We start from the raw sequence: 21,774 nt of genomic DNA on the forward strand, positions 1-21,774 counted from the left end.
TACGCTTTCCTCCTTCAGAGTCAAACACTTTTTTCAGCGTTTTTCTCCGGCGGGGTGAATCACTTCACGCCCTGCTGAGCCGCCTGCGTTGCCGCTTTGCCGTCTCAGTGGTGGCGCATTATAGGGAGTTAATCTGAAGTGACAAGCATTTCCTGAAAAAAATTGACCGAAAGCTACTTTTTTATACGAACGCGGTAAAAACAGACATTTCCCGGCCAATAATCAGGCAAATCAGCTCTCCCGGCGGCACAAATCAGCGCCATCGTCGCAGCGACCGATGCTATCCTGTTTAACTTACGCTCTTTGCTGACCGATTTTCTTCAAGAAGGATTTTCAATGATTCGCTCCGCGCGCAGTATGGCCGGCCTGCCTTGGATCGCCGCCATGGCGTTTTTTATGCAGGCTCTCGACGCCACCATCCTGAATACCGCGCTTCCCGCCATTGCCACTAGCCTTGAACGTTCCCCACTCGCCATGCAGTCCGCTGTCATCAGTTATACGCTCACGGTCGCGATGTTGATTCCGGTCAGCGGCTGGCTGGCCGATCGCTTTGGCACGCGTAAGGTGTTTATTGTGGCGGTTTCCCTGTTCACGCTCGGGTCACTGGCCTGTGCGCTGTCCGGATCGCTGAGCATGCTGGTGGTTTCGCGCGTGGTGCAAGGCGTTGGCGGAGCAATGATGATGCCGGTAGCGCGTCTGGCGCTGCTGCGCGCCTATCCGCGCAGCGAACTGCTGCCGGTACTCAACTTCGTCACCATGCCCGGCCTGGTCGGACCGATTCTTGGCCCTATGCTCGGCGGTCTGCTGGTCACCTACGCCAGCTGGCACTGGATCTTCCTGATTAATATTCCTATCGGCATCGCCGGCATCTTCTATGCACGCAAATATATGCCAGACTTCACCACGCCAAAACGCCGCTTCGATTTCGGCGGCTTTATGCTGTTTGGTTTTGGCCTGGTGCTGATCTCCATCGGTATTGAGCTGTTTGGCGAGCGTATCGTATCGCCGTGGCAGGCGGTGCTGGTGCTGGTCAGCGGCGTGGTATTGCTGCTGCTCTATATTATGCATGCGCGCCGCCATCCGGCTCCGCTGATTAGTCTGCCGATGTTTAAGACACGCACGTTCTCCGTCGGGATTATCGGTAATATTGCCGCGCGTCTCGGTACTGGCTGTATTCCGTTCCTGATGCCGCTGATGTTACAGGTAGGATTTGGCTATCCGGCGATCATCGCCGGCTGCATGATGGGCCCTACGGCGATTGGCTCGCTGCTGGCTAAATCCACCGTGACTCAGGTGCTGCGCCGCTTTGGCTATCGTAAAACGCTGGTGGGCATTACGGTTATCATCGGCGTGCTGGTCGCCAGCTTCGCGCTGCAGTCGCCGGACGGAAGCATCATCATGTTGCTGGTGGCGCTGTTTGTACTGGGCATGGCGATGTCCACCCAGTTTACCGCCATGAATACCATCACGCTGGCGGATTTGAATGATGAGAACGCCAGCGGCGGCAATAGCGTGCTGGCGGTAACGCAGCAGGTGTCGATCAGTTTTGGCGTGGCGGTCAGCGCCGCCGTGCTGCGCTTTTACCAGGATTTTGAGAGCACCACGGTGCAGCAGTTCCACGCCACCTTCTTTACCATGGGCGTGATTACCGTGCTGTCGGCGCTGGCGTTTCTGATGTTACGGCCGGGTGATGGCCGTAACCTGATCGCCAACCGCGAGAAAACGCGTAAAAGCAGTTAAACCGAACCGCGCTCCACCAGCTCCGGCGTCAGCACCAGCGTTTGCTGGCTGGCGTCGGGATCGCTCATACGATGAATCAGCGTATCAATGGCCAGCTCGCCCAGCTCATCTTTCGGCTGATGAATGGTACTGAGCGGCGGCGTCAGATAGCGCGCCAGCTCAATGTTGTCATAGCCCATCACCGCCATATCCTGCGGCACGCGCAGTCCCGCCTGATACAGGGCGTGATAGACGCCCACCGCCATCGCATCGTTGCTGGTAAACACCGCCTGCGGTGGCGGATCGAGCGCCAGCAGCTGATTCATGGCGTTAAAACCGCCCTGAAATTCGAAATCGCCGTCCACCACATAGCCCGGCGGCACCGCCAGCCCACTGGCAGCCATCGCCTGATGAAAACCGTCCAGACGCAGGCGCGCCGGGGTTTTATCCAGCGGCCCGGCAATACAGGCGATGCGGGTGTAACCGCGATCAATCAGATACTGCGTAGCCAGTTCGCCGCCCAGCAGCGCGTTATCCTGAATAATATCGCCGCGCCCTTCAAACGGCGCCCAGTCCATCATCACCATCGGCACCGAAGGATAGCGATTAAGGATGTCGGCGGAGGGCAGATGGGTTTCCGTGCACATCATCAGCAGGCCATCCACGCGCTTCTGCATCAGCGTTTCAAGGCTGCGATTCATGCGCTCTTCATCGCCTTCGGTATTGCACAGAATCAGGCTGTAGCCGCGTTCATAGCAGCTGTTCTCTACACCGCGCACCACCTCCGAGTAGAACGGGTTGCTGCTGGCGGTCAGTAACATGCCAATGGTGCGCGTTTGCTTGATCTTCAGGCTGCGCGCCAGCGCCGACGGCGCGTAGTTTAATTCGCGAATCGCCTGTTCCACTCGGTCGCGCACCTGTTCACTAACAAAACGGTTGTTGTTGATAACGTGCGAAACAGTGGAGGTGGAGACGCCCGCCAGACGGGCGACATCTTTCATGGTAGCCAAGCGCTTAACCCTGTTGCTGCAGGAATGCGTCAATCTCAGTGCGCCACGGCACTGAGGGCTGTGCGCCCGGGCGCGTCACGGCAATGGCTGCCGCCGCATGGGCAAAACGGACCGCATCCTGCATCGCCACGCCTTCCAGCCGCGCGGTAATGAAGGCACCGTTGAAGGTATCACCGGCAGCGATGGTATCCACCGCCTGCACGCTGAAGCCGGGAATACGCTGTCCCTGGCCCTGCTCGCTGAGCCATACGCCGCGCCGGCCCAGCGTAATCAATACGGTATCGATGCCTTTGGCGTGCAGCGCCTGAGCTGCCCGCGCCGCGTCGTCGTCGTCGTTGACGGCGATACCGGTGAGGATTTCCGCTTCGGTTTCATTCGGCGTAATGATGTCGATCAGCGCCAGCAGCTCATCAGAGAGCTGGGTCGCCGGTGCCGGATTGAGGATCACCTGAGTGTGACTGGCGCGCGCGATGCGGGCCGCAGCCAGCACGCTGTCCAGCGGCGACTCCAGCTGCATCAGCAGCGCATCGGCCGAACGAATTACCTGCTGGTGGCGCTCCACATAGGCTGGCGTCAGCGCCGCGTTCGCGCCTGAGTAGATGCCAATGTTATTTTCGCCTTCGCCATTCACGAAGATCATCGCCACGCCGGTGGCTTCCTGCGCCACGGTTTCCACCGGAGCGGTATCAATCTGGTCCTGCTGCAGCTGCTGGCGAATACGTTCGCCGATGTCATCTGCACCCACGCAGGCAATAAAAGCAATGTCAGCGCCGGCACGGCCAGCCGCGACGGCCTGGTTGGCCCCTTTACCGCCAAAGGCAACCTGATACTGTTTCCCGATCACCGTTTCACCCGGACGGGGAAAATGGGCGAGGTTGAGGATGTGGTCGGCGTTGATGCTGCCGAGTACCGCCAGTTTTGCGCTTTTGCTCATAGGGAGTTATCCAGGAAGTTGCGCCACCGCGAGGGTGGCGCGTTGCCATGCTTTTCTTTGGGTTTTATTTAGTAACCAGTTTCAGGTCAACCGGGTTGATCGCCTGCACTTTTTCGCCCTTCAGAACTTTATCTGCGGTATCGACGCCAATCATACCAATCTTGTCTGGCATCTGTGCAACGGTCGCGCTGAGTTTACCGGATTCTACCGCCTTCACGCCGTCCGCGGTGCCGTCAAAGCCCACCACCAGCACGTCGGTTTTGCCTGCAGTCTGCAGCGCACGCAGCGCGCCCAGCGCCATTTCGTCGTTCTGGGCAAAGACTGCCTGCACGTCCGGATGCGCCTGCAGCAGGTTCTGCATCACGTTCAGACCTTTAGTACGGTCGAAGTCAGCCGGCTGGCTGGCCAGCACGTTGAATTTGTGCGCGTCAGCGGCCTGCTTAAAGCCTTCACCACGCTCGCGGGCAGCGGAAGTGCCGGCAATGCCCTGCAGCTCGATGATTTTCGCACCGTCGCCCAGTTTCTTCGCGATGAAATCGCCGGCCATTTTGCCGCCGAAGCGGTTATCAGACGCCACGTGGCTGACAACTTTCCCCTGCGCCGCCATACGGTCCAGCGTAATCACCGGGATGTTCGCCTGGTTAGCCATTTTCACGGCGTTACCGACCGCGTCAGAATCCGTTGGGTTGATCAGCAGCAGTTTGGTGCCGCGCACAGTGAGATCCTGCACGTTTGCCAGCTCTTTTGCCGGGTTGTTCTGCGAGTCGAGCACCACCAGGTTATAGCCCAGCTTATCGGCTTCTTTCTGTGCGCCATCTTTCAGCGACACAAAGAACGGGTTATTCAGGGTTGAGACCACCAGCGCAATCGTATCCTTAGCCATCGCGCCAGCACTGAGGGTGGCGCCAAGGATGACGGCCAATGCAGTTAACTTTTTCATTTCTTTAATCCTGTGTGAAGGTCAGAGTTACTTACTGCTTTTGTTATCCACCAGCACCGCCAGCAGAATGACGACGGCTTTGACAATCATCTGGTAGTAAGACGATACGCCCATCAGGTTGAGGCCGTTATTAAGGAAGCCGAGAATCAGCGCACCAATCAGCGTGCCCATAATGCGCCCTTTACCGCCCGCGAGGCTGGTCCCGCCCAGCACCACCGCAGCAATCGCATCCAGTTCATAACCGGTGCCCGCCGTCGGCTGCGCCGAAGAGAGACGCGCCACTTCGATGGTGCCCGCCAGCGCCGCCAGCAGGCCGCACAGCGAATAGACGATGACTTTAACGCGGTTAACGTTGATGCCGGACAGGCGCGTGGCCGCTTCGTTACCGCCCAGCGCATAGATGTAGCGGCCGAGGCGGGTGTGATGCAGCATGTACCACGCCAGCGCGAACACCACCGCCATCAGCCATACCGGTGTCGGAATGCCCAGCGGGCGACCAATGCCGAACCAGCCAAACAGATCGGCGTTATCGCTGAAGCCGGTGTTGATCGGACTGCCGTTGGTGTAAACCATGGTGACGCCGCGCAGTAGCAGCATCATCACCAGCGTAGCGATAAACGCCTGCACCTTGCCGCGCGCCACAATCACGCCGGTAATGGCACCAATAAAGGCGCCGAGCGCCAGCGATGCCGCCACGGCCACCAGCGCATTAACTTCCAGCCCGACAATCGATGCCGCTACCGCGCCGGTCAGCGCCAGCAGCGAGCCGACCGAAAGGTCGATGCCTGAGGTCAGGATCACCAGCGTCATGCCCACCGCCATGATGGCGTTGACCGACGTCTGCTGCAGGATGTTGAACATGTTGGGCAGCGTGAAGAAGTTCGGGCTCTGGCTGGCGACCACGGCGATCAGCACAATCAGCGCGATCAGCGATTTCTGCTCCAGCAGCCAGGCTTTGCTGAACCAGCGACGGCTGGCAGGTAAGGTTTGGGTACTCATACAACTAACTCCTCGCTGTGTTGCTTACCGACCGCCGCTGCCATCAGGGATTCCTGGGTAGCCTGCTCACGGGAAAATTCGCCACTCAGATGGCCTTCATGCATCACCAGAATGCGGTCGCTCATGCCCAGCACTTCCGGCATTTCCGACGACACCAGGATGATGCTCAGCCCTTCGGCTTTAAACTGGTTAATTAACTGATAGATCTCTTTTTTCGCCCCGACATCGACGCCGCGCGTCGGCTCGTCGAGGATCAGCACATCCGGGCGCGTCATCAGGCCACGCGCAATCGCCACTTTTTGCTGATTACCGCCGGACAGCAGACCGATCGGCTGCATCATTGACGGCGTTTTCACATTGAACAGGCGGATAAAATCGCCCACCGCCAGCTGCTCTTCGGCGTGCTTCAGGCCGCCATCGGCGCGGCTGAAGTAGCGCAGCGCGGTCAGCGACATGTTCTCTTTGACCGACATCCCGAGCACCAGCCCGTCACGCTTACGGTCTTCCGAGATATAGACGATGCCGTTGGCCAGGCCGTCCTGCGGCGAGCGGGTGACAATCTCGCGGCCGTTAAGCGTTACTTTGCCGTGCGTACGCGGCAGCGCGCCATACAGCACCTTCATTAATTCGGTGCGGCCCGCGCCCATCAGACCGGAGATGCCCAGAATCTCGCCCTTACGCAGGGTAAAGCTGACATCTTCTACGCCCGGTCCGCTAACGTGCTCGACCCGCAGCCGCACCTCGCCCGGTGTCTGATCGAGATGCGGATATTGATCCTCAAGCTTGCGGCCGACCATCATTTCGATCAGGCCCTCTTCGCTGAGATCGCCTACCGCGCGCTCGGCAATAAACTGGCCGTCACGGAACACGGTGACGTCATCGCAAATCTCAAAGATCTCTTTCATGCGGTGTGAGATATAAACAATGCCGCAGCCCTGCGCTTTCAGCTCATTGATGACGCGGAACAGCGACAGGGTTTCGGTATCGGTCAGCGCATCGGTCGGTTCATCCATAATGATGACCTGCGACTCGAAGCTGAGCACTTTGGCGATCTCCACCATTTGCTGGTCGCCAATCGACAGATCGCCCACCAGCTTGTGGCTGCTGAAGCGCAGATTGAGGCGCTTTAACAGCGCATCCGCCGCGGCATACATCTGTTTCCAGTCGATGCGGCCAAAGCGGTTAACGAATTCACGGCCGAGGAAAATATTTTCCGCAACGGTCAGCTGCGGGATCAGGTTCAGTTCCTGATGGATGATGCCGATGCCGGCTTCCTGAGACGCTTTCGGCCCGGAGAACGTCACTTCTTTTCCCAGCCAGTGCAGCGAACCGGCGTCCATACTGTAGATGCCGGTCAGCACCTTCATCATGGTGGATTTGCCCGCGCCGTTCTCTCCCACTAACGCCATCACGCGCCCGGGATAGACCGCCAGCGACGCGCCGTTGAGCGCCTTCACGCCGGGAAATGATTTTTCAATTCCCCTGAGTTGCAATAACGGTTGCATAGCGGCCTCAGAAAGTGACGCCCGCGCTCAGGATGACATTCGCATACGGAGAGCACTCTCCGCTGCGAATGACCGCCTGACTGCGCTGAGTGTGTTGTTTGAACTGTTCATGGCTGGTGTAACGAACGCTAATCACATTCCCCTGGTGCTGTTGCAAGGCTTCGAGCACGGCGATCAGCTGGCTGTGGAGTTGCGGATTGTGTTGTTGGATCTCCTCCGCTATCAGGGCGCTCTCAACCTGCATCTCCTGCGTGATGACCTCCACAACTTGTAAAAAATCGGGCGTACCGGGCGTCAGCGCCAGATCGATGCGCTGTGGACCGGCCGGGATCGGCAAGCCCGCATCGGCAATCGTCAGCGTATCGGTATGCCCGAGGCGGGCAATCACATGAGAGACTTCAGCGTTTAACAGGCGACCTTTTTTCATTTATTCCACTCCACAGCGAAACGTTTCGCTGTCTGGCAGTGTATTAAATGTACATGGCAACTCAATGACGGCATCACGGAAATGTGATCGCCATCGAAACGTTTCGCCTGGGCCGGGGAAAATTTGAGTTTGGCGGGATGGCGGAGCCCGCGACGTGGCTCCGCAGGGGAGGTTAGGGCAGTTTACGCACCTGTTTAACGTCCAGTTCAATCGAATTGAAATCCTTATCCAGTTCGCCGGTCAGCTCGACCTGATCCTTCGGCGTAATGGTCTGGCCGTTCCAGCGTTTGTGGTCGATCTCCACTTTCATGCTGCCGCTGCTGTCGCGGAACAGATAATCTTCATCGCCGATCTGCTTATCAAGCTGGCCGCGCACGGTGATCCAGCTGTCATCCTTCATCTCTTCGGCCTGTTTTACCGTCACCACACTGCTGTTATCGGCCTTAAAACCGCCGGCTTTAGCCTGAGCGGCTGGCGCGTTGGGGTCGACAAAGCCACCCTGCTGGGCGGCTAACACCGGGGTTGCCGCCAGGGCGATAATGGCGAACAGCGCTGCACTCTTTTTCATTTTTCACCTCATTTCGATGTCTGTGCGGATTACGGGAGCTATTTCACCACAGGGTTCTTAACAGGATCTTAAGGGAAAAAAAGAGGGAAAAAATAAGCCAAAACAGGCGAATGACGCTGTACAAGCGCGCATCTGCTTCGTATAAACCCCCAGATAACCGGGAGAAACGCATGCGCATTTTATTAATTGAAGACGATACGCTGATTGGCGATGGCCTGAAGGTCGGCCTGACCAAACTGGGTTTCAGCGTCGACTGGTTTGTCAGCGGCGAAGCCGGATTTCAGGCGCTCAACGCGGCGCCATGGGATGCCGTGGTGCTGGATCTGTCGCTGCCGCAACGTGACGGGCTGGACATCCTGCGCCAGTGGCGTGAGCAGGGCGCGGATGTCCCGGTGCTGATCCTCACCGCACGCGATGCGCTGGACCAGCGCGTGCAGGGCCTGCAACTCGGTGCCGACGACTATCTGTGTAAGCCGTTTGCGCTGACGGAGGTGGCCGCGCGTCTGCAGGCGCTGATTCGTCGCCGTCACGGTCAGCTGCAGCCGGAGCTGCGTCACGGCAGGCTGGTGATGGCTCCCGGCAGCCACAGCGTGATGGTCGATGGCGAACCGCTCAGCCTGAAAAGCCGTGAGCTGGCGCTGCTGGAGCTGTTCCTGCGCAATCCCGGTCGCGTACTGACGCGCGCACAGCTGGAGGAGAAACTGTACAGCTGGGACGACGACGTTTCCAGTAACGCGGTCGAAGTGCACATCCACCATCTGCGTAAAAAGCTCGGCAGTCAGTTCATCCGCACCGTACACGGCATTGGCTACACGCTGGGAGCGGCAGAATGAGTCTGTTTCTGCGACTGGCCATCGGCTTTCTGCTGTTAATTATTCTGTGTGGTGCCAGCGCCACCTTTAGCGCATGGCAGCAGACGCGCGACACCGTTAATGAGCTGTTTGATACCCAGCAGATGCTGTTCGCCAAACGCCTGCTGGCGCTGGATGCCAGTCGCCTGCAGGCCGCCTCGCTGCCAAAAACCAAAGCGATTTTGCGCCACCATCGCGGCGATCAGGATGACGACGCGCTGGCCTTTGCGGTGTTCAGCGCCGACGGCAAACCGCTGCTGAACGACGGCGAAAACGGCCGCGATTTGCCGTTTACCGCGGATCGCGACGGCTTCCACGATGGTCGCCTGCGTGGCGATGACGATCGCTGGCGGCTGCTGTGGCTGACCTCAGCCGATAAGCAGTGGCGCGTGGTGGTCGGACAGGAGTGGGAATATCGCGATGATATGACACGCGATCTGGCACTGAGCAGCCTGCTGCCGTGGCTGGTGGCCATGCCGCTGATGTTGCTGTTGCTGCTGGCGCTGGTGTGGTTTGAGCTGCGTCCGCTGAAACGCCTGACTGCATCGCTGCAGCAGCGCGTGCCGGATGATGCCACCCCGCTGACGCCGCAGCGCCTGCCGCTGGAGGTGAAGCCGCTGGTGGCGGCGCTGAATGGCCTGTTCGCCCGCATGGCGCAGCTGGTCCAGCGCGAACGGCGCTTTACCTCCGATGCGGCGCACGAGCTGCGCAGTCCGCTGGCGGCGCTGCGCGTGCAGAGTGAGGTGATTCAGCTGGCCGGCGATGACGAGGCGATGCGTAACCATGCGCTGCAGCAGCTCGACAGCGGCATCCTGCGCGCCACGCGGCTGGTCGATCAGCTACTGACGCTGTCGCGCGTCGAAGCGGACGATCTGCGCAGCGAATTTCAGCCGGTCCCCCTCGCACCGTTGCTGCACCAGCTGGTGACCGAACACCAGGCACAGGCGGCAACGCAGCACACCAGGCTGACGCTGACGGCTGACGCGGAACCGGTGATGAACGGTCATCCACTGCTGCTGGGTTTACTGCTGCGCAATCTGCTGGATAACGCGCTGCGCTACACGCCGTCCGGCAGTGAGATTCAGCTGCGGCTCAGCGCGCGCAGGCTGGAGATCGCGGATAACGGACCGGGCGTCAGCGCAGAGCAGCTGGCGCGGCTGGGCGAACGCTTCTGGCGACCGCCGGGGCAGGCGCAAACCGGCAGCGGGCTTGGCTTGTCGATTGTGAAAAATGTGGCTCAGCTGCACGGCATCCGGCTAACCTTCAGCGCGGTGCAGCCGCAGGGGCTGCGCGTCACCCTCAGCTGGTGACGCGCGATGCGTCAGATTTCGACCTGAGTACCGAGCTCGATTACCCGGTTAGGCGGAATTTCAAACTGATCCGGCGCGCGCAGGGCGTTGCGCTGCAGCGCAAGGAACAGCTTGCCGCGCAGACGCAGATACCACGGGCGTTTGCCGATGATCAGCGACTCGTGTGACATAAAGAACGAGGTTTCCATCATGCGGCAGTTGAGCCCTTCGAGGCCGCAGCGGTGGAAAATCTCCTCGACGTTTGGCGTTTCGCGCCAGCCATAGCTTGCCACCACGCGCCAGAAGGTGGGCGACAGCTGCTCAATGGTCACGCGACGCACGTTGTGCACATAAGGCGCATCTTCGGTACGCAGCGTCAGCAGCACCACGCGCTCGTGCAGCACCTTGTTGTGCTTCAGGTTATGCAGCATGGCAAAGGGGATGACATTGAGCGCCCGCGACATGTAGACCGCCGTGCCCGGCACGCGCACCGGCGGCGATTTCTCCAGCGAGGCGATCATCGCCTCCAGCGAATTGCCATGCTCATGCATACGACGCAGCAGGCGGAAGCGCTCGCTCTTCCACGTGGTCATCACGATAAACATCATCAGCGCCAGCGTCAGCGGCAGCCAGCCGCCGGAGAACACTTTGACCAGGTTAGCGGAGAACAGCGAAACGTCGATGCACAGCATCGCGATGAGAATCAGCACCACCAGGTAGCGATTCCAGTGCCAGTTCTGAATCGCCACCGTTGAACACAGAATGGCGGTCAGCACCATGGTACCGGTCACCGCAATCCCGTAGGCGGCCGCCAGATTGCTGGAGTGCTCAAAGCCGACGATAACAATCACCACAGAGAAATAGAGCAGCCAGTTGATCACCGGAATATAAATCTGGCCGGATTCCTCTTCGGACGTGTGCACGATGCGCATCGGCGGCAGATAGCCAAGACGCACCGCCTGGCGCGTCAGCGAGAATACGCCGGAGATCACCGCCTGCGAGGCGATCACCGTGGCCAGCGTAGCGAGAATCAGCATCGGAATCAGCGCCCAGTCCGGCGCCAGCAGGAAGAACGGGTTTTTGATGGCCTCCGGATGCTCCAGCAGCAGCGCCCCCTGGCCGAAATAGTTGAGCACCAGCGACGGCAGCACCACAACAAACCATGCCAGGCGAATCGGAAACTTACCAAAGTGGCCCATATCGGCATACAGCGCTTCAACGCCGGTGATCGCCAGCACCACCGCGCCCAGCGCGAAGAACGATACCGTTTTGTACTGAATAAAGAAGTGCAGCGCCCAGTACGGGTTCATGGCGTGCAGCACCTCAGGATTATTGATGATACTGCGCGCGCCCAGCACCGCCAGAATGATGAACCACAGCAGCATCACCGGCGCAAACAGCTTACCGACAATGCCGGTGCCGTGTTTCTGAATCACAAACAGCAGCGTCAGTACCGCAATCGCCAGTGGCACAATGTAGCTATCGAGGCTCGGCGCGGCGATCTCCAGCCCTTCGATGGCCGAAAGCACGGATACCGCCGGCGTGATCACCACTTCCCCGTAGAAGAAGCTGCCGCCAATCAGCCCCATGATCACCAGAATCGCCGTGGCGCGTGCGCCGGTATTGCGGCCCGCCAGTGACATCAGCGTCAGGATCCCGCCTTCACCGGCGTTGTCGGCGCGCATCACATAACTGATGTATTTAAGCGAAACCACCAGAATCAGCAGCCAGAAGATCAGCGACAGAAAGCCAAACACCGCCTCGCGTTCCACGCCAAAGCCGAACTGACCAGAGAGACACTCGCGCAGGGTATAGAGCGGGCTGGTACCGATATCGCCATACACCACGCCGATCGCCGCCAGAGTGACTGCGCCAAGGGACTGTTTCTTATCCGAGCTCATAAGTTGTCTTTTGTTGGAGCCGCGCAGGCCTCAGCCCGGCGCTCAGATCATCAAAAGCGCACAGTATGCACATATTCCCGAAAAAACCTACTTTTACCGTCTGGCATTACGCCGTCTGCGCAGCGTTTTTTCGCCGAAAATCGGCGCGAAATGCGCTGAAAACCCGCAATTTTCCTCACCTCAACCTTCTGAAACAAAAAAGCTGACGGCTATCAACGCTTTCACGCATGATAAACAGTAGAGTATTGCGCTCGCCAGAATATGACGGCACCAGGATCAGAAGGACAATGATGTGATTATGGCTCAACCCCATCTTTTGGCAGAAAGAATTTCTCGCCTCAGCAATGCCCTGGAGAAAGGGCTGTATGAACGGCATCATGCCATTCGTCTCTGCCTGCTGGCAGCGCTGAGCGGCGAAAGCGTGTTTCTGCTTGGGCCACCGGGCATCGCCAAGAGCCTGATTGCCCGCCGCCTGAAATACGCCTTCCAGCACGCCCGTGCCTTTGAATACCTGATGACCCGATTTTCCACGCCTGAAGAGGTGTTTGGCCCGCTGTCGATTCAGGCGCTGAAAGATGAAGGCCGCTACCAGCGTCTGACCAAAGGCTATCTGCCGGATGCCGAAATTGTCTTCCTTGATGAGATCTGGAAAGCCGGTCCGGCGATTCTCAATACGCTGCTCACTGCCATCAACGAACGTCGCTTCCGCAACGGCGACAGCGAAGAGCCGATCCCGATGCGCCTGCTGGTCACCGCCTCCAACGAACTGCCAGAAGCCGACAGCGGTCTGGAAGCGCTGTACGACCGTATGCTGATCCGGCTGTGGCTCGACAACGTGCATGAAAAGCAGAACTTCCGCAGCATGCTGACCCACCAGCAGGATGAAAACGCCAACCCGGTGGCGGAATCGCTGTGCATCAGCGATGAAGAGTATCAGCAGTGGCAGAAAGGCATCAGCCAGGTCAGCCTGCCCGATCATGTGTTTGAACTGATCTATCAGCTGCGCCAGCAGCTGGAGAACCTGCCAGAGGCGCCGTATATCTCCGATCGCCGCTGGAAAAAAGCCATCCATCTGCTGCAGGCCAGCGCGTTTTACAGCGGCCGCGTGGCGATTGCCCCGCTTGATCTGATCCTGCTGAAAGATTGCCTGTGGCACGACGTGGCGTCGATGCAGCTGCTGGATCGTGAAATTGATGCGCTGATGACGCAGCACGCGTGGCAGCAGCAGGCGATGCTGCACACGCTGCAGCAGATCAAAGCGCGCCGGCTGGCGCTGCAACAGCAGCAGAGCGTGGCGCAGGCGCTGACGCTGGAGAAGCACAGCGGCATGTTCAGCCGCAAACCGCACTATGAATTACCGGCCTCGATCACGGACGAACAGCTGACTCTGATGCTGCAGCAGCCGCTGACGCTGCACGACATGCAGGTCACGCACGTGGTGGTGGCACGCGATGCGCTCAATCAGTGGCTGCTGAAGGCGGGCGAGATCCGCGGCAAGCTCAACGGCATCGGCTTTGGCCAGACGCTCGACCTGCTGGTGGATGCGCACCACTGTCTGACGCTGCGCGACGTCAGCCTGCAGTCCACGCGCCTGACGCTGCCGGGTGCCGCCAGCAGCAGCGACGTGCCGCAGGAAATCATTGAAGAGTACGACGCGCTGGAGGCCCAGCTGCGCGCGCAGCGCACGCTGTTTAGCCAGCACCAGCGCTGCCTGTTTATCAGCGACGACTGGCTGGCACGCATCGAAACCAGCCTGCAGGATGTGGCGGAACAGCTGAAACAGGCGAGAAAATGATCTCGCTGGAGACGCTCAGCACGCTGCTGTCGATTGGCGAAACCGAGCTGATCGAAGAGCTGATTGTGGCACTGCTGGCCTCGCCACAGCTAGCGCTGTTCTTTGAAAAATTTCCGCGCCTGAAACAGGCGATGATGGGCGAGCTGCCGCGCTGGCGCGCCGAGATTGCCGCACAGATGAAAACCACGCCGGTGCCGGACGCGCTGGCGCGCGAATTTCAGCTCTTCCAGCAGATGCAGCTGCTCAGCAGCCACGCCTTCAGTGAGCAACTGCCCGCCATCATGACGCAGCTGAAAGCGCTGCCGTCCCCGTTTATCGAAGAAGCCAGCAAACTGCTGCTGCATACCGACAGCGCCCAGCTGAGCAATGCGCAGCACACGCTGTTCCTGCAGCGCTGGCGCCTGAGCCTGACGCTGCAAACCCTGACGCTGAACGAAACCCTGCTGGAAGAGCAGCGGGAACGCCTGATGGCCGAGCTGCAGCAGCGCATGGCCATCAGCGGTCAGCTGGCGCCGATTCTGACCGATGACGACGAAGCCGCCGCCGGACGCCTGTGGGATCTGAGCAAGGCACCACTGCAGCATGGCGACTATGAGCTGATTGTGCAGTACGGCGATTTCCTCGCCCAGCAGCCGGAACTGATGAAACTGGCGCAGCAGCTGGGACGCAGCCGCGAAGCGAAATCGGTACCGTCCCAGGATGCGCCGCTGGAAGCGTTTCATCAGCTGGTGCGCGAGCCGGACAACGTGCCGGAAGAGGTCAGCGGCATCCATCAGAGCGACGATGTGCTGCGTCTGTTGCCGCCGGAGCTGGCGGCGCTGAGCATCAGCGAACTGGAGCTGGAGTTTTATCGCCGGCTGGTGGAGAAACGCCTGCTGACCTACCGGTTACAGGGCGATGCCTGGCACGAGAAAGTAACGCTGCGACCGGCCAGCCATCAGCAGCACGAAGCGCAGCCGCGCGGCCCGTTTATCGTCTGCGTGGATACCTCCGGTTCGATGGGCGGTTTCAATGAACGCTGCGCCAAAGCGTTTTGTCTGGCGCTGCTGAAGGTGGCGCTGGCCGACAGGCGGCGCTGCTACATCATGCTGTTTGCTCACGAAGTGATTGGCTACGAGCTGACCGCGGATAACGGCATCGAGCAGGCAATCCGTTTTCTCAGCCAGCGTTTTCGCGGCGGCACCGATCTGGCCGCCTGTCTGTCTGCGGTGGTCACGCGTATGGAGGGCAGTCAGTGGCAGGAAGCCGATGCGGTGATCGTTTCCGATTTTATCGCCCAGCGCCTGCCGGACGACATCGTCAGCACCATTAAACAGCGCCAGCGTCACCACCAGCAACGCTTCCACGCCGTGGCGATGTCGGCGCACGGCAAGCCTGGCATTCTGCGCATTTTCGATCACATCTGGCGCTTCGATACCGGCCTGAAAAGCCGCCTGCTGCGCCGCTGGAAACGCTAATTCATCAGGCAGAAATGCTAATTTGCTATAGTGAATTACCCGCTGTGTTTAATCAGCTTACGGAGTTCACTGTGACAACCGCTCATCTTCACGATCAATTGCCTGCGCCCACCCGCACCGTCCGGCTTTCCGGCAGCAGCAGCGACGCCAAACGCGCCGAACTGCTGGCCTATTTCACCCAGACCTGGGAGCTGTACGAAAGCCTGTTCGACTGCCTCGCCGATGAGCGCGCGTACTTTAATAAAGCCATCACCCTGCGCCATCCGCTGATCTTTTATTTTGGCCATACCGCCACTTTCTACATTAATAAGCTGATGGCGGGCGGTTATCTGCAGCAGCGCATTGACGATCGCATCGAGGCGATGATGGCGATCGGCGTGGATGAGATGAGCTGGGACGATCTCGACGACAGCCATTACAGCTGGCCGGAGGTGGCCGAGGTGCGCGACTACCGCGGCAAAGTGAAAACCGTGGTGAGCGAATTTATCCGTACCATGCCGCTGGAGTTGCCAATTGACTGGGACAGCCCGGCGTGGGTGATTCTGATGGGTATTGAGCATGAGCGTATTCACCTCGAAACCTCCAGCGTGCTGATCCGTCAGCTGCCGCTTAAGTGGGTTAAACCGCAGCCGCACTGGCCAGCGTGTCCGCAGGCGCGCCACGATCGCGCCTCGGTACCGGCCAATACGCTGGTAGCGATGCCTGGCGGGCGCGTCACGCAGGGTAAAACCGATGACACCTACGGCTGGGATAACGAATACGGCAGCCTTACAACTGAGCTGAAACCGTTCAAAGCCAGCAAAATGCTGGTGAGCAACGCCGAGTTCTTTCATTTTATTGCTGCTAACGGCTACAACGAACGCCGCTGGTGGGATGACGAAGGCTGGGGCTGGCGCGAGTTTGCCCAGCCGCAGATGCCGACTTTCTGGGTCGGTGACATCACGCAACCTGACGATCTCCGGCTGCGCCTGATGACCGAAGAAGTGGCGATGCCGTGGGACTGGCCCGCCGAAGTGAATCAGCTGGAAGCGGCGGCATTCTGCCGCTGGCTGGCAGAAGAGAGTGGCAAAGCGATCCAGCTGCCATGCGAAGCCGAGTGGATGCAGCTGCGCGAGCAGGTTGCCGGCGATCAGCCGGACTGGATCGACGCGCCGGGCAACATCAATCTCGCCCGCTGGGCCTCTTCCTGTCCGGTAGACCACTTTGCCCAGGGTGACTTCTTCGACATTGTCGGCAACGTCTGGCAGTGGACCACCACGCCGACCAACGGCTTTGAAGGCTTCAGGGTACATCCGCTGTATGACGATTTCTCCACGCCCACCTTTGACGGCAAACATGCGCTGATCAAAGGCGGCAGCTGGATCTCCACCGGCAACGAAGCGCTGAAATCCTCACGCTACGCCTTCCGTCGTCACTTCTTCCAGCATGCCGGCTTCCGCTACGTGGTTTCCTCGCATCAGGAGAGCATGGCGCTGAATCCGTATGAAACCGACAGCATGGTGTCGCAGTACCTCGACTTCCAGTACGGCCCCGGCTATTACGGTGTGCCGAACTACGCGGCGGCGCTGGTCGACATCGTGTTGCCGCACTGCGCACAGCGCGGCCACGCGCTGGATATCGGCTGCGCCACCGGCCGTGCCAGCTTTGAACTGGCGCGCCATTTTGCTGCGGTCACCGGCATGGATTACTCGGCGCGCTTTATCGACGTGGCGCTGCAGCTGACCTCGGGCGAGGATTTCCGTTACGTGGTGCCGGAAGAGGGAGAGCTGGTGGAGTATCGCCAGGTGCGGTTAAAAGAGTTTGGTTTCGATGAGACCCTGGCGCAGCGCATTCAGTTTGTGCAGGGCGATGCCTGTAACCTGAAACCGCAGCCCGATGGCTACGATCTGGTACTGGCCTCTAACCTGATCGATCGCCTGCGCCAGCCGAAGCGCTTCCTGCAGGACATCACGCCGATGATCCGCTCCGGCGGTTTGCTGGCCATCTCCTCACCTTACACCTGGCTGGAAGAGTTCACGCCGAAGGAGAACTGGCTGGGCGGTTTCCGTGAAAACGGTGAAGCGCTCACCACCTGGCAGGCGCTGCAACGGCTGCTGCGCGATGCCTTTGAGGAAGTTGCGCCGCCGCAGGACGTGCCGTTTGTGATTCGCGAAACCGCGCGTAAATTCCAGCACACACAGGCCCAGCTGACGCTGTGGCGTAAGCGCTAAAAAGCGTGCAGACAGCGGCAGCTCCGCTGTCTGCGCCTTGCCTGTCCCGCTAATTTGCTGCACATTCTCCCTGTTCAGAGAAGACGAACCTAATGAGGATGGATGATGGCGGAACACCTGCAACTGGATAATCTCGACCGCGGCATTTTAAATGCGCTGCTGCAAAACGCGCGCACCGCGTACGCCGAACTCGCCAAGCAGTTCAACGTCAGCCCCGGCACGATTCACGTGCGCGTCGAGAAAATGCGTCAGGCGGGGATTATTCTGGGTACGCGCGTGGAGATCGATCCACGGCAGCTCGGATTTGATGTCTGCTGTTTTATCGGCATCATTTTGAAAAGCGCGCGCGACTATCCGGCAGCGCTCAGCAAGCTGGAAGCGCTGGACGAAGTGGTGGAAGCCTGGTACACCACCGGCCACTACAGCATCTTTATTAAAGTGATGTGCCGCTCCATTGACGCGCTGCAGCAGGTGCTGATCAACAAGATCCAGACCATTGATGAAATCCAGTCCACCGAAACGCTGATCTCCCTGCAAAACCCGATCATGCGCACCATCAAGCCGTGATCGGCTTCCCCGCTGTGCATAACCTTATCCCGGGCGGATCGCTTTTGTGATGCGCCTTGTCGCCTGATGCTATCGGCGATTAACCCTGTTTTCCACAGGTGGATCACCGCTTGATCACAGCGTACAATGCTCGCCTTTAGTGCGGGAGAGCATCATGGCCGATATTACCTTAATCAGTGGCAGTACCCTTGGCAGCGCCGAATATGTCGCTGAACATCTGGAAGAGAAACTGCAGGAAGCGGGCTTTTCAACCGAACTGCTGCACGGACCCGAGCTGGATGAGGTGCCTCAGGAGGGCGTCTGGCTGATTGTCAGCTCAACGCACGGTGCCGGCGAACTGCCGGACAACCTGCTGCCGTTTTATGAAGCGCTGCAGGAGAGCCAGCCGGATCTGTCAGGCGTACGCTTTGGCGCAGTGGGTATCGGTAATCATGAATACGATCTGTTCTGCGGTGCGATCAAACTGCTGGAGACGACGTTAACGCAGCTGGGTGCCAAACGTATTGGCGATCGGCTGGAGATCGACGTGCTGGAACATGAGATTCCGGAAGATCCGGCGGAAGTGTGGGTTGCCAGCTGGCACCCGCAGATTTAAGACGATCTTTGCTGGTCGGGGATCGGGTATTTATGTCGATCCCCAGTTGATTCCGCTGTTTTATCGCCTTTTACCTGCGTCGCTTTGTGGATAAGATCCGTTATTTCATGCGTATAACCAGTAGTTATCCAAAGAACAACCGCTGATGCTTTTTTACGCTGTGTATAAGTAGCAAAGTTGATCTCAGCTTATACGGATCAGGATCACCGATCATTCACAGTAAACGATCCTCGCTAATCCCCTGTTGCCACAGCGCTTTTCCGGGTTATCAACAGACAGGGGCGATCCTAATAAGAGATCTAACAGAGAGATCATATAAAAGACTTAAGATCCTTTCTTTTAAACCGCAGGATCCCGCGACTTTCGCCCTGAACAGAATTTCAGTAGAATCCACCGCCCAGGGCAACGATCCCTGTCCGAACACTAACGAGGACCCACTTCATGTTTTATCCAGATCCTTTTGACGTCATCGTAATCGGTGGTGGTCATGCGGGCACAGAAGCCGCGATGGCCGCTGCCCGAATGGGTCAGCAAACCCTGTTACTCACCCATAATATTGATACGCTGGGACAAATGTCCTGTAACCCGGCGATCGGTGGCATCGGGAAAGGACACCTGGTTAAGGAAGTGGATGCCTTAGGCGGTTTGATGGCCAGCGCGATCGATCAGGCCGGTATTCAGTTTAGGATACTAAACGCCAGCAAAGGCCCGGCGGTGCGTGCCACGCGTGCACAGGCAGACCGGGTACTGTATCGCCAGGCGGTACGCACTGCGCTGGAAAACCAGCCGAACCTGATGATCTTCCAGCAGGCGGTTGATGATCTGATTGTGGAGAACGATCGCGTTGTCGGCGCCGTGACCCAGATGGGCCTGAAGTTCCGGGCGAAAACCGTCGTTCTGACGGTGGGCACTTTCCTGGACGGCAAAATCCACATCGGCCTCGATAACTACAGCGGTGGTCGTGCAGGCGATCCTCCGTCGATTCCGCTGGCTAAACGTCTGCGTGCGCTGCCGCTGCGCGTAAACCGCCTGAAAACCGGTACGCCACCGCGTATCGATGCCCGCACCATCGACTTTTCGGTGCTAACGCCGCAGCACGGGGATGACCCGATGCCGGTGTTCTCGTTTATGGGCCATGCCGGACAGCATCCGCAGCAGGTGCCATGCTGGATAACCCACACCAATGAGCAGACACATGAAGTGATCCGCAATAACCTCGATCGCAGCCCGATGTATGCCGGGATCATCGAGGGGATCGGGCCACGCTACTGCCCGTCGATTGAAGACAAAGTGATGCGCTTTGCCGATCGTAACGCACATCAGATTTTCCTTGAGCCGGAAGGGCTGACCAGCAACGAAATCTACCCGAACGGTATCTCCACCAGCCTGCCGTTTGATGTGCAGATGCAGATCGTGCGCTCGATGAAAGGTCTGGAGAACGCGAAGATCGTGCGCCCGGGCTACGCCATCGAGTACGACTTCTTCGATCCGCGCGATCTCAAGCCGACGCTGGAGAGTAAATTTATCCACGGCCTGTTCTTTGCCGGCCAGATCAACGGCACCACCGGTTATGAAGAAGCGGCGGCGCAGGGGCTGCTGGCCGGCCTTAACGCTGCGCGTCAGTCAGCGGACAAAGAGGGCTGGGCGCCGCGTCGCGATCAGGCCTATCTTGGCGTGCTGGTCGACGATCTGTGTACGCTGGGCACCAAAGAGCCGTATCGCATGTTTACCTCGCGCGCCGAGTATCGTCTGATGCTGCGTGAAGATAACGCCGATCTGCGCCTGACCGAAACCGGACGTGAACTCGGCCTGGTCGACGACGCGCGCTGGGCTCGCTATAACCAGAAGCTGGAAGCGATTGAGCAGGAGCGTCAGCGTCTGCGTGACCTGTGGGTGCATCCGAAGTCTGAAAACGTCAGCGAAGTGAACACGGTAATCAGCGCGCCGCTCACCAAAGAAGCCAGCGCGGAAGATCTGCTGCGTCGTCCGGAGATGACCTACGAACTGCTGATGTCGCTGCCGAGCTACGGTCCGGCGCTGGCGGATGAGCAGGCCGCAGAGCAGGTAGAGATTCAGGTGAAGTATGAAGGTTACATCGCGCGTCAGCAGGAGGAGATCGATCGCCAGCAGCGCAATGAAAACACCTTACTCCCGGCCGACCTCGACTATCGCCAGGTGAATGGACTGTCGAATGAAGTGATCGCCAAACTCAACGACCACAAACCGACTTCCATTGGCCAGGCATCGCGTATTTCCGGCATCACGCCGGCGGCAATTTCAATTCTGCTGATTTACCTGAAAAAACAGGGCCTGCTGCGTAAAAGCGCCTGATCTACCCCCGGGGCGGGCGTGCTCGCCCCTGTTAATGGAATTCTCGTCGTGATTAATAAACTCTCCCGGCTGCTGCAAGCGGCAAACATTTCCCTCTCCGATCAGCAAAAACAGCAGCTGGTGGGTTATGTCGAACTGCTGCACAAGTGGAATAAAGCCTACAACCTGACCTCGGTGCGCGATCCGCAGCAGATGCTGGTGCGCCACATTCTCGACAGCATCGTGGTAGAACCCCACCTGCAGGGTGAGCGCTTTATTGATGTCGGTACCGGACCGGGCCTGCCGGGGATCCCGCTGGCGATTGTCCGCCCGCAGGCGCACTTTACGCTGCTGGACAGCCTCGGGAAACGCGTGCGTTTCCTGCGTCAGGTGCAACATGAGTTAGGGCTTACTAACGTCACGCCGGTGCAGAGCCGGGTGGAAGAGTTCCCGGCTGAGCCGCCGTTTGACGGGGTGATCAGCCGCGCCTTCGCGTCGCTGGAGGACATGCTGAACTGGTGTCATCATCTGCCGGGCGCGACAGGCCACTTCTATGCACTGAAAGGCGTCAGGCCGGATGACGAAATTGCCGCGCTGCCTGCCGGCTTCGCCATCGAAAAAATTGAGCCACTGCGGGTGCCGGAACTGGAAGGTGAGCGTCATCTGGTGGTGATCAGGCGGCAATAGTCGCGCAAAC

18 protein-coding genes are annotated in these 21,774 nt (G+C 59.0%); 10 read left to right on the forward strand and 8 right to left on the reverse strand.

What is annotated here, in order from left to right:
• Positions 1–336: 336 nt before the first annotated feature.
• Positions 337–1,740, forward strand: a complete 1,404-nt coding sequence (gene mdtD / locus C1Y43_RS23075; protein ID WP_021508168.1) for a multidrug transporter subunit MdtD — start codon at positions 337–339, stop codon at positions 1,738–1,740.
• Here mdtD and rbsR read toward each other — a convergent pair.
• The 7 genes from rbsR to C1Y43_RS23110 all read right to left on the reverse strand — a co-directional run bounded on the left by rbsR (position 1,737) and on the right by C1Y43_RS23110 (position 8,102).
• Complete coding sequence (gene rbsR / locus C1Y43_RS23080) at positions 1,737–2,729, reverse strand: ribose operon transcriptional repressor RbsR (protein WP_369597187.1); 993 nt, start codon at positions 2,727–2,729, stop codon at positions 1,737–1,739. The two genes, mdtD and rbsR, sit on opposite strands and share 4 nt — an antisense overlap.
• Before the next feature lie 4 nt (positions 2,730–2,733).
• The gene (gene rbsK / locus C1Y43_RS23085) at positions 2,734–3,663 is read right to left on the reverse strand and encodes a ribokinase (protein ID WP_021508170.1); all 930 of its coding nucleotides are present in this window, start codon (positions 3,661–3,663) and stop codon (positions 2,734–2,736) included.
• 64 nt (positions 3,664–3,727) lie between these two features.
• Positions 3,728–4,603, reverse strand: coding sequence for a ribose ABC transporter substrate-binding protein RbsB (gene rbsB, locus C1Y43_RS23090; protein WP_021508171.1), 876 nt, complete (start codon positions 4,601–4,603; stop codon positions 3,728–3,730).
• A 27-nt stretch (positions 4,604–4,630) separates the two neighbouring features.
• A complete protein-coding gene (rbsC, locus tag C1Y43_RS23095; protein ID WP_021508172.1) occupies positions 4,631–5,602 on the reverse strand; it encodes a ribose ABC transporter permease in 972 nt (323 codons plus the stop codon).
• Complete coding sequence (gene rbsA, locus C1Y43_RS23100; protein ID WP_058758228.1) at positions 5,599–7,107, reverse strand: ribose ABC transporter ATP-binding protein RbsA; 1,509 nt, start codon at positions 7,105–7,107, stop codon at positions 5,599–5,601. The genes rbsC and rbsA overlap by 4 nt, the downstream gene beginning before the upstream one ends.
• Positions 7,108–7,114: 7 nt before the next feature.
• A complete protein-coding gene (gene rbsD, locus C1Y43_RS23105) occupies positions 7,115–7,534 on the reverse strand; it encodes a D-ribose pyranase (protein ID WP_021313542.1) in 420 nt (139 codons plus the stop codon).
• A gap of 172 nt (positions 7,535–7,706) precedes the next feature.
• Positions 7,707–8,102: a YgiW/YdeI family stress tolerance OB fold protein gene (locus C1Y43_RS23110; RefSeq protein ID WP_058758226.1), complete on the reverse strand. Its 396-nt coding sequence runs from the start codon at positions 8,100–8,102 to the stop codon at positions 7,707–7,709.
• A 170-nt stretch (positions 8,103–8,272) separates the two neighbouring features.
• Between C1Y43_RS23110 and qseB the strand changes: the two genes are divergently transcribed.
• Together qseB and qseC are read left to right on the forward strand one after the other, a co-directional pair.
• Positions 8,273–8,935 carry a quorum sensing response regulator transcription factor QseB gene (gene qseB / locus C1Y43_RS23115; RefSeq protein ID WP_021508175.1) on the forward strand — a complete coding sequence of 221 codons (663 nt, stop codon included), beginning with the start codon at positions 8,273–8,275 and terminating at the stop codon, positions 8,933–8,935.
• The gene (gene qseC / locus C1Y43_RS23120; RefSeq protein WP_104189835.1) at positions 8,932–10,263 is read left to right on the forward strand and encodes a quorum sensing histidine kinase QseC; all 1,332 of its coding nucleotides are present in this window, start codon (positions 8,932–8,934) and stop codon (positions 10,261–10,263) included. The genes qseB and qseC overlap by 4 nt, the downstream gene beginning before the upstream one ends.
• Positions 10,264–10,274: 11 nt before the next feature.
• On the opposite strand, the gene kup is transcribed toward qseC, so the two are convergent.
• Positions 10,275–12,143: a low affinity potassium transporter Kup gene (gene kup, locus C1Y43_RS23125; protein ID WP_021508177.1), complete on the reverse strand. Its 1,869-nt coding sequence runs from the start codon at positions 12,141–12,143 to the stop codon at positions 10,275–10,277.
• A gap of 298 nt (positions 12,144–12,441) precedes the next feature.
• Between kup and ravA the strand changes: the two genes are divergently transcribed.
• The 7 genes from ravA to rsmG all read left to right on the forward strand — a co-directional run bounded on the left by ravA (position 12,442) and on the right by rsmG (position 21,764).
• Complete coding sequence (gene ravA, locus C1Y43_RS23135) at positions 12,442–13,938, forward strand: ATPase RavA (RefSeq protein WP_104189839.1); 1,497 nt, start codon at positions 12,442–12,444, stop codon at positions 13,936–13,938.
• Entirely contained in the window at positions 13,935–15,395 is a 1,461-nt protein-coding gene (gene viaA / locus C1Y43_RS23140; protein WP_058770715.1) for an ATPase RavA stimulator ViaA, read from the forward strand. The genes ravA and viaA overlap by 4 nt, the downstream gene beginning before the upstream one ends.
• A gap of 71 nt (positions 15,396–15,466) precedes the next feature.
• Entirely contained in the window at positions 15,467–17,605 is a 2,139-nt protein-coding gene (ovoA, locus tag C1Y43_RS23145) for a 5-histidylcysteine sulfoxide synthase (protein WP_104189841.1), read from the forward strand.
• Positions 17,606–17,710: 105 nt separating this feature from the next.
• Positions 17,711–18,172 (forward strand): transcriptional regulator AsnC, encoded by a 462-nt coding sequence (gene asnC, locus C1Y43_RS23150; RefSeq protein WP_007893613.1) that lies wholly within the window; start codon positions 17,711–17,713, stop codon positions 18,170–18,172.
• Between the two features lie 154 nt (positions 18,173–18,326).
• A complete protein-coding gene (gene mioC, locus C1Y43_RS23155) occupies positions 18,327–18,767 on the forward strand; it encodes an FMN-binding protein MioC (protein ID WP_021508182.1) in 441 nt (146 codons plus the stop codon).
• A 441-nt stretch (positions 18,768–19,208) separates the two neighbouring features.
• Entirely contained in the window at positions 19,209–21,098 is a 1,890-nt protein-coding gene (gene mnmG, locus C1Y43_RS23160; RefSeq protein ID WP_021508183.1) for a tRNA uridine-5-carboxymethylaminomethyl(34) synthesis enzyme MnmG, read from the forward strand.
• Between the two features lie 48 nt (positions 21,099–21,146).
• Positions 21,147–21,764 (forward strand): 16S rRNA (guanine(527)-N(7))-methyltransferase RsmG, encoded by a 618-nt coding sequence (gene rsmG / locus C1Y43_RS23165; RefSeq protein ID WP_058758219.1) that lies wholly within the window; start codon positions 21,147–21,149, stop codon positions 21,762–21,764.
• Positions 21,765–21,774 lie beyond the last annotated feature (10 nt).

Origin of the sequence: Pantoea sp. ICBG 828, assembly GCF_002928355.1 — a bacterium.
GTDB lineage: Bacteria > Pseudomonadota > Gammaproteobacteria > Enterobacterales > Enterobacteriaceae > Pantoea > Pantoea dispersa.

Bases quoted from the DNA above. Each gene is read 5' to 3' on its own strand.
- mdtD (WP_021508168.1), top strand. From the start codon at position 337: ATGATTCGCTCCGCGCGCAGTATGGCCGGCCTGCCTTGGATCGCCGCC.
- rbsK (WP_021508170.1), bottom strand. From the start codon at position 3,663: ATGAGCAAAAGCGCAAAACTGGCGGTACTCGGCAGCATCAACGCCGAC.
- rbsB (WP_021508171.1), bottom strand. From the start codon at position 4,603: ATGAAAAAGTTAACTGCATTGGCCGTCATCCTTGGCGCCACCCTCAGT.
- rbsC (WP_021508172.1), bottom strand. From the start codon at position 5,602: ATGAGTACCCAAACCTTACCTGCCAGCCGTCGCTGGTTCAGCAAAGCC.
- rbsA (WP_058758228.1), bottom strand. From the start codon at position 7,107: ATGCAACCGTTATTGCAACTCAGGGGAATTGAAAAATCATTTCCCGGC.
- rbsD (WP_021313542.1), bottom strand. From the start codon at position 7,534: ATGAAAAAAGGTCGCCTGTTAAACGCTGAAGTCTCTCATGTGATTGCC.
- C1Y43_RS23110 (WP_058758226.1), bottom strand. From the start codon at position 8,102: ATGAAAAAGAGTGCAGCGCTGTTCGCCATTATCGCCCTGGCGGCAACC.
- qseB (WP_021508175.1), top strand. From the start codon at position 8,273: ATGCGCATTTTATTAATTGAAGACGATACGCTGATTGGCGATGGCCTG.
- qseC (WP_104189835.1), top strand. From the start codon at position 8,932: ATGAGTCTGTTTCTGCGACTGGCCATCGGCTTTCTGCTGTTAATTATT.
- kup (WP_021508177.1), bottom strand. From the start codon at position 12,143: ATGAGCTCGGATAAGAAACAGTCCCTTGGCGCAGTCACTCTGGCGGCG.
- ravA (WP_104189839.1), top strand. From the start codon at position 12,442: ATGGCTCAACCCCATCTTTTGGCAGAAAGAATTTCTCGCCTCAGCAAT.
- viaA (WP_058770715.1), top strand. From the start codon at position 13,935: ATGATCTCGCTGGAGACGCTCAGCACGCTGCTGTCGATTGGCGAAACC.
- asnC (WP_007893613.1), top strand. From the start codon at position 17,711: ATGGCGGAACACCTGCAACTGGATAATCTCGACCGCGGCATTTTAAAT.
- mioC (WP_021508182.1), top strand. From the start codon at position 18,327: ATGGCCGATATTACCTTAATCAGTGGCAGTACCCTTGGCAGCGCCGAA.
- mnmG (WP_021508183.1), top strand. From the start codon at position 19,209: ATGTTTTATCCAGATCCTTTTGACGTCATCGTAATCGGTGGTGGTCAT.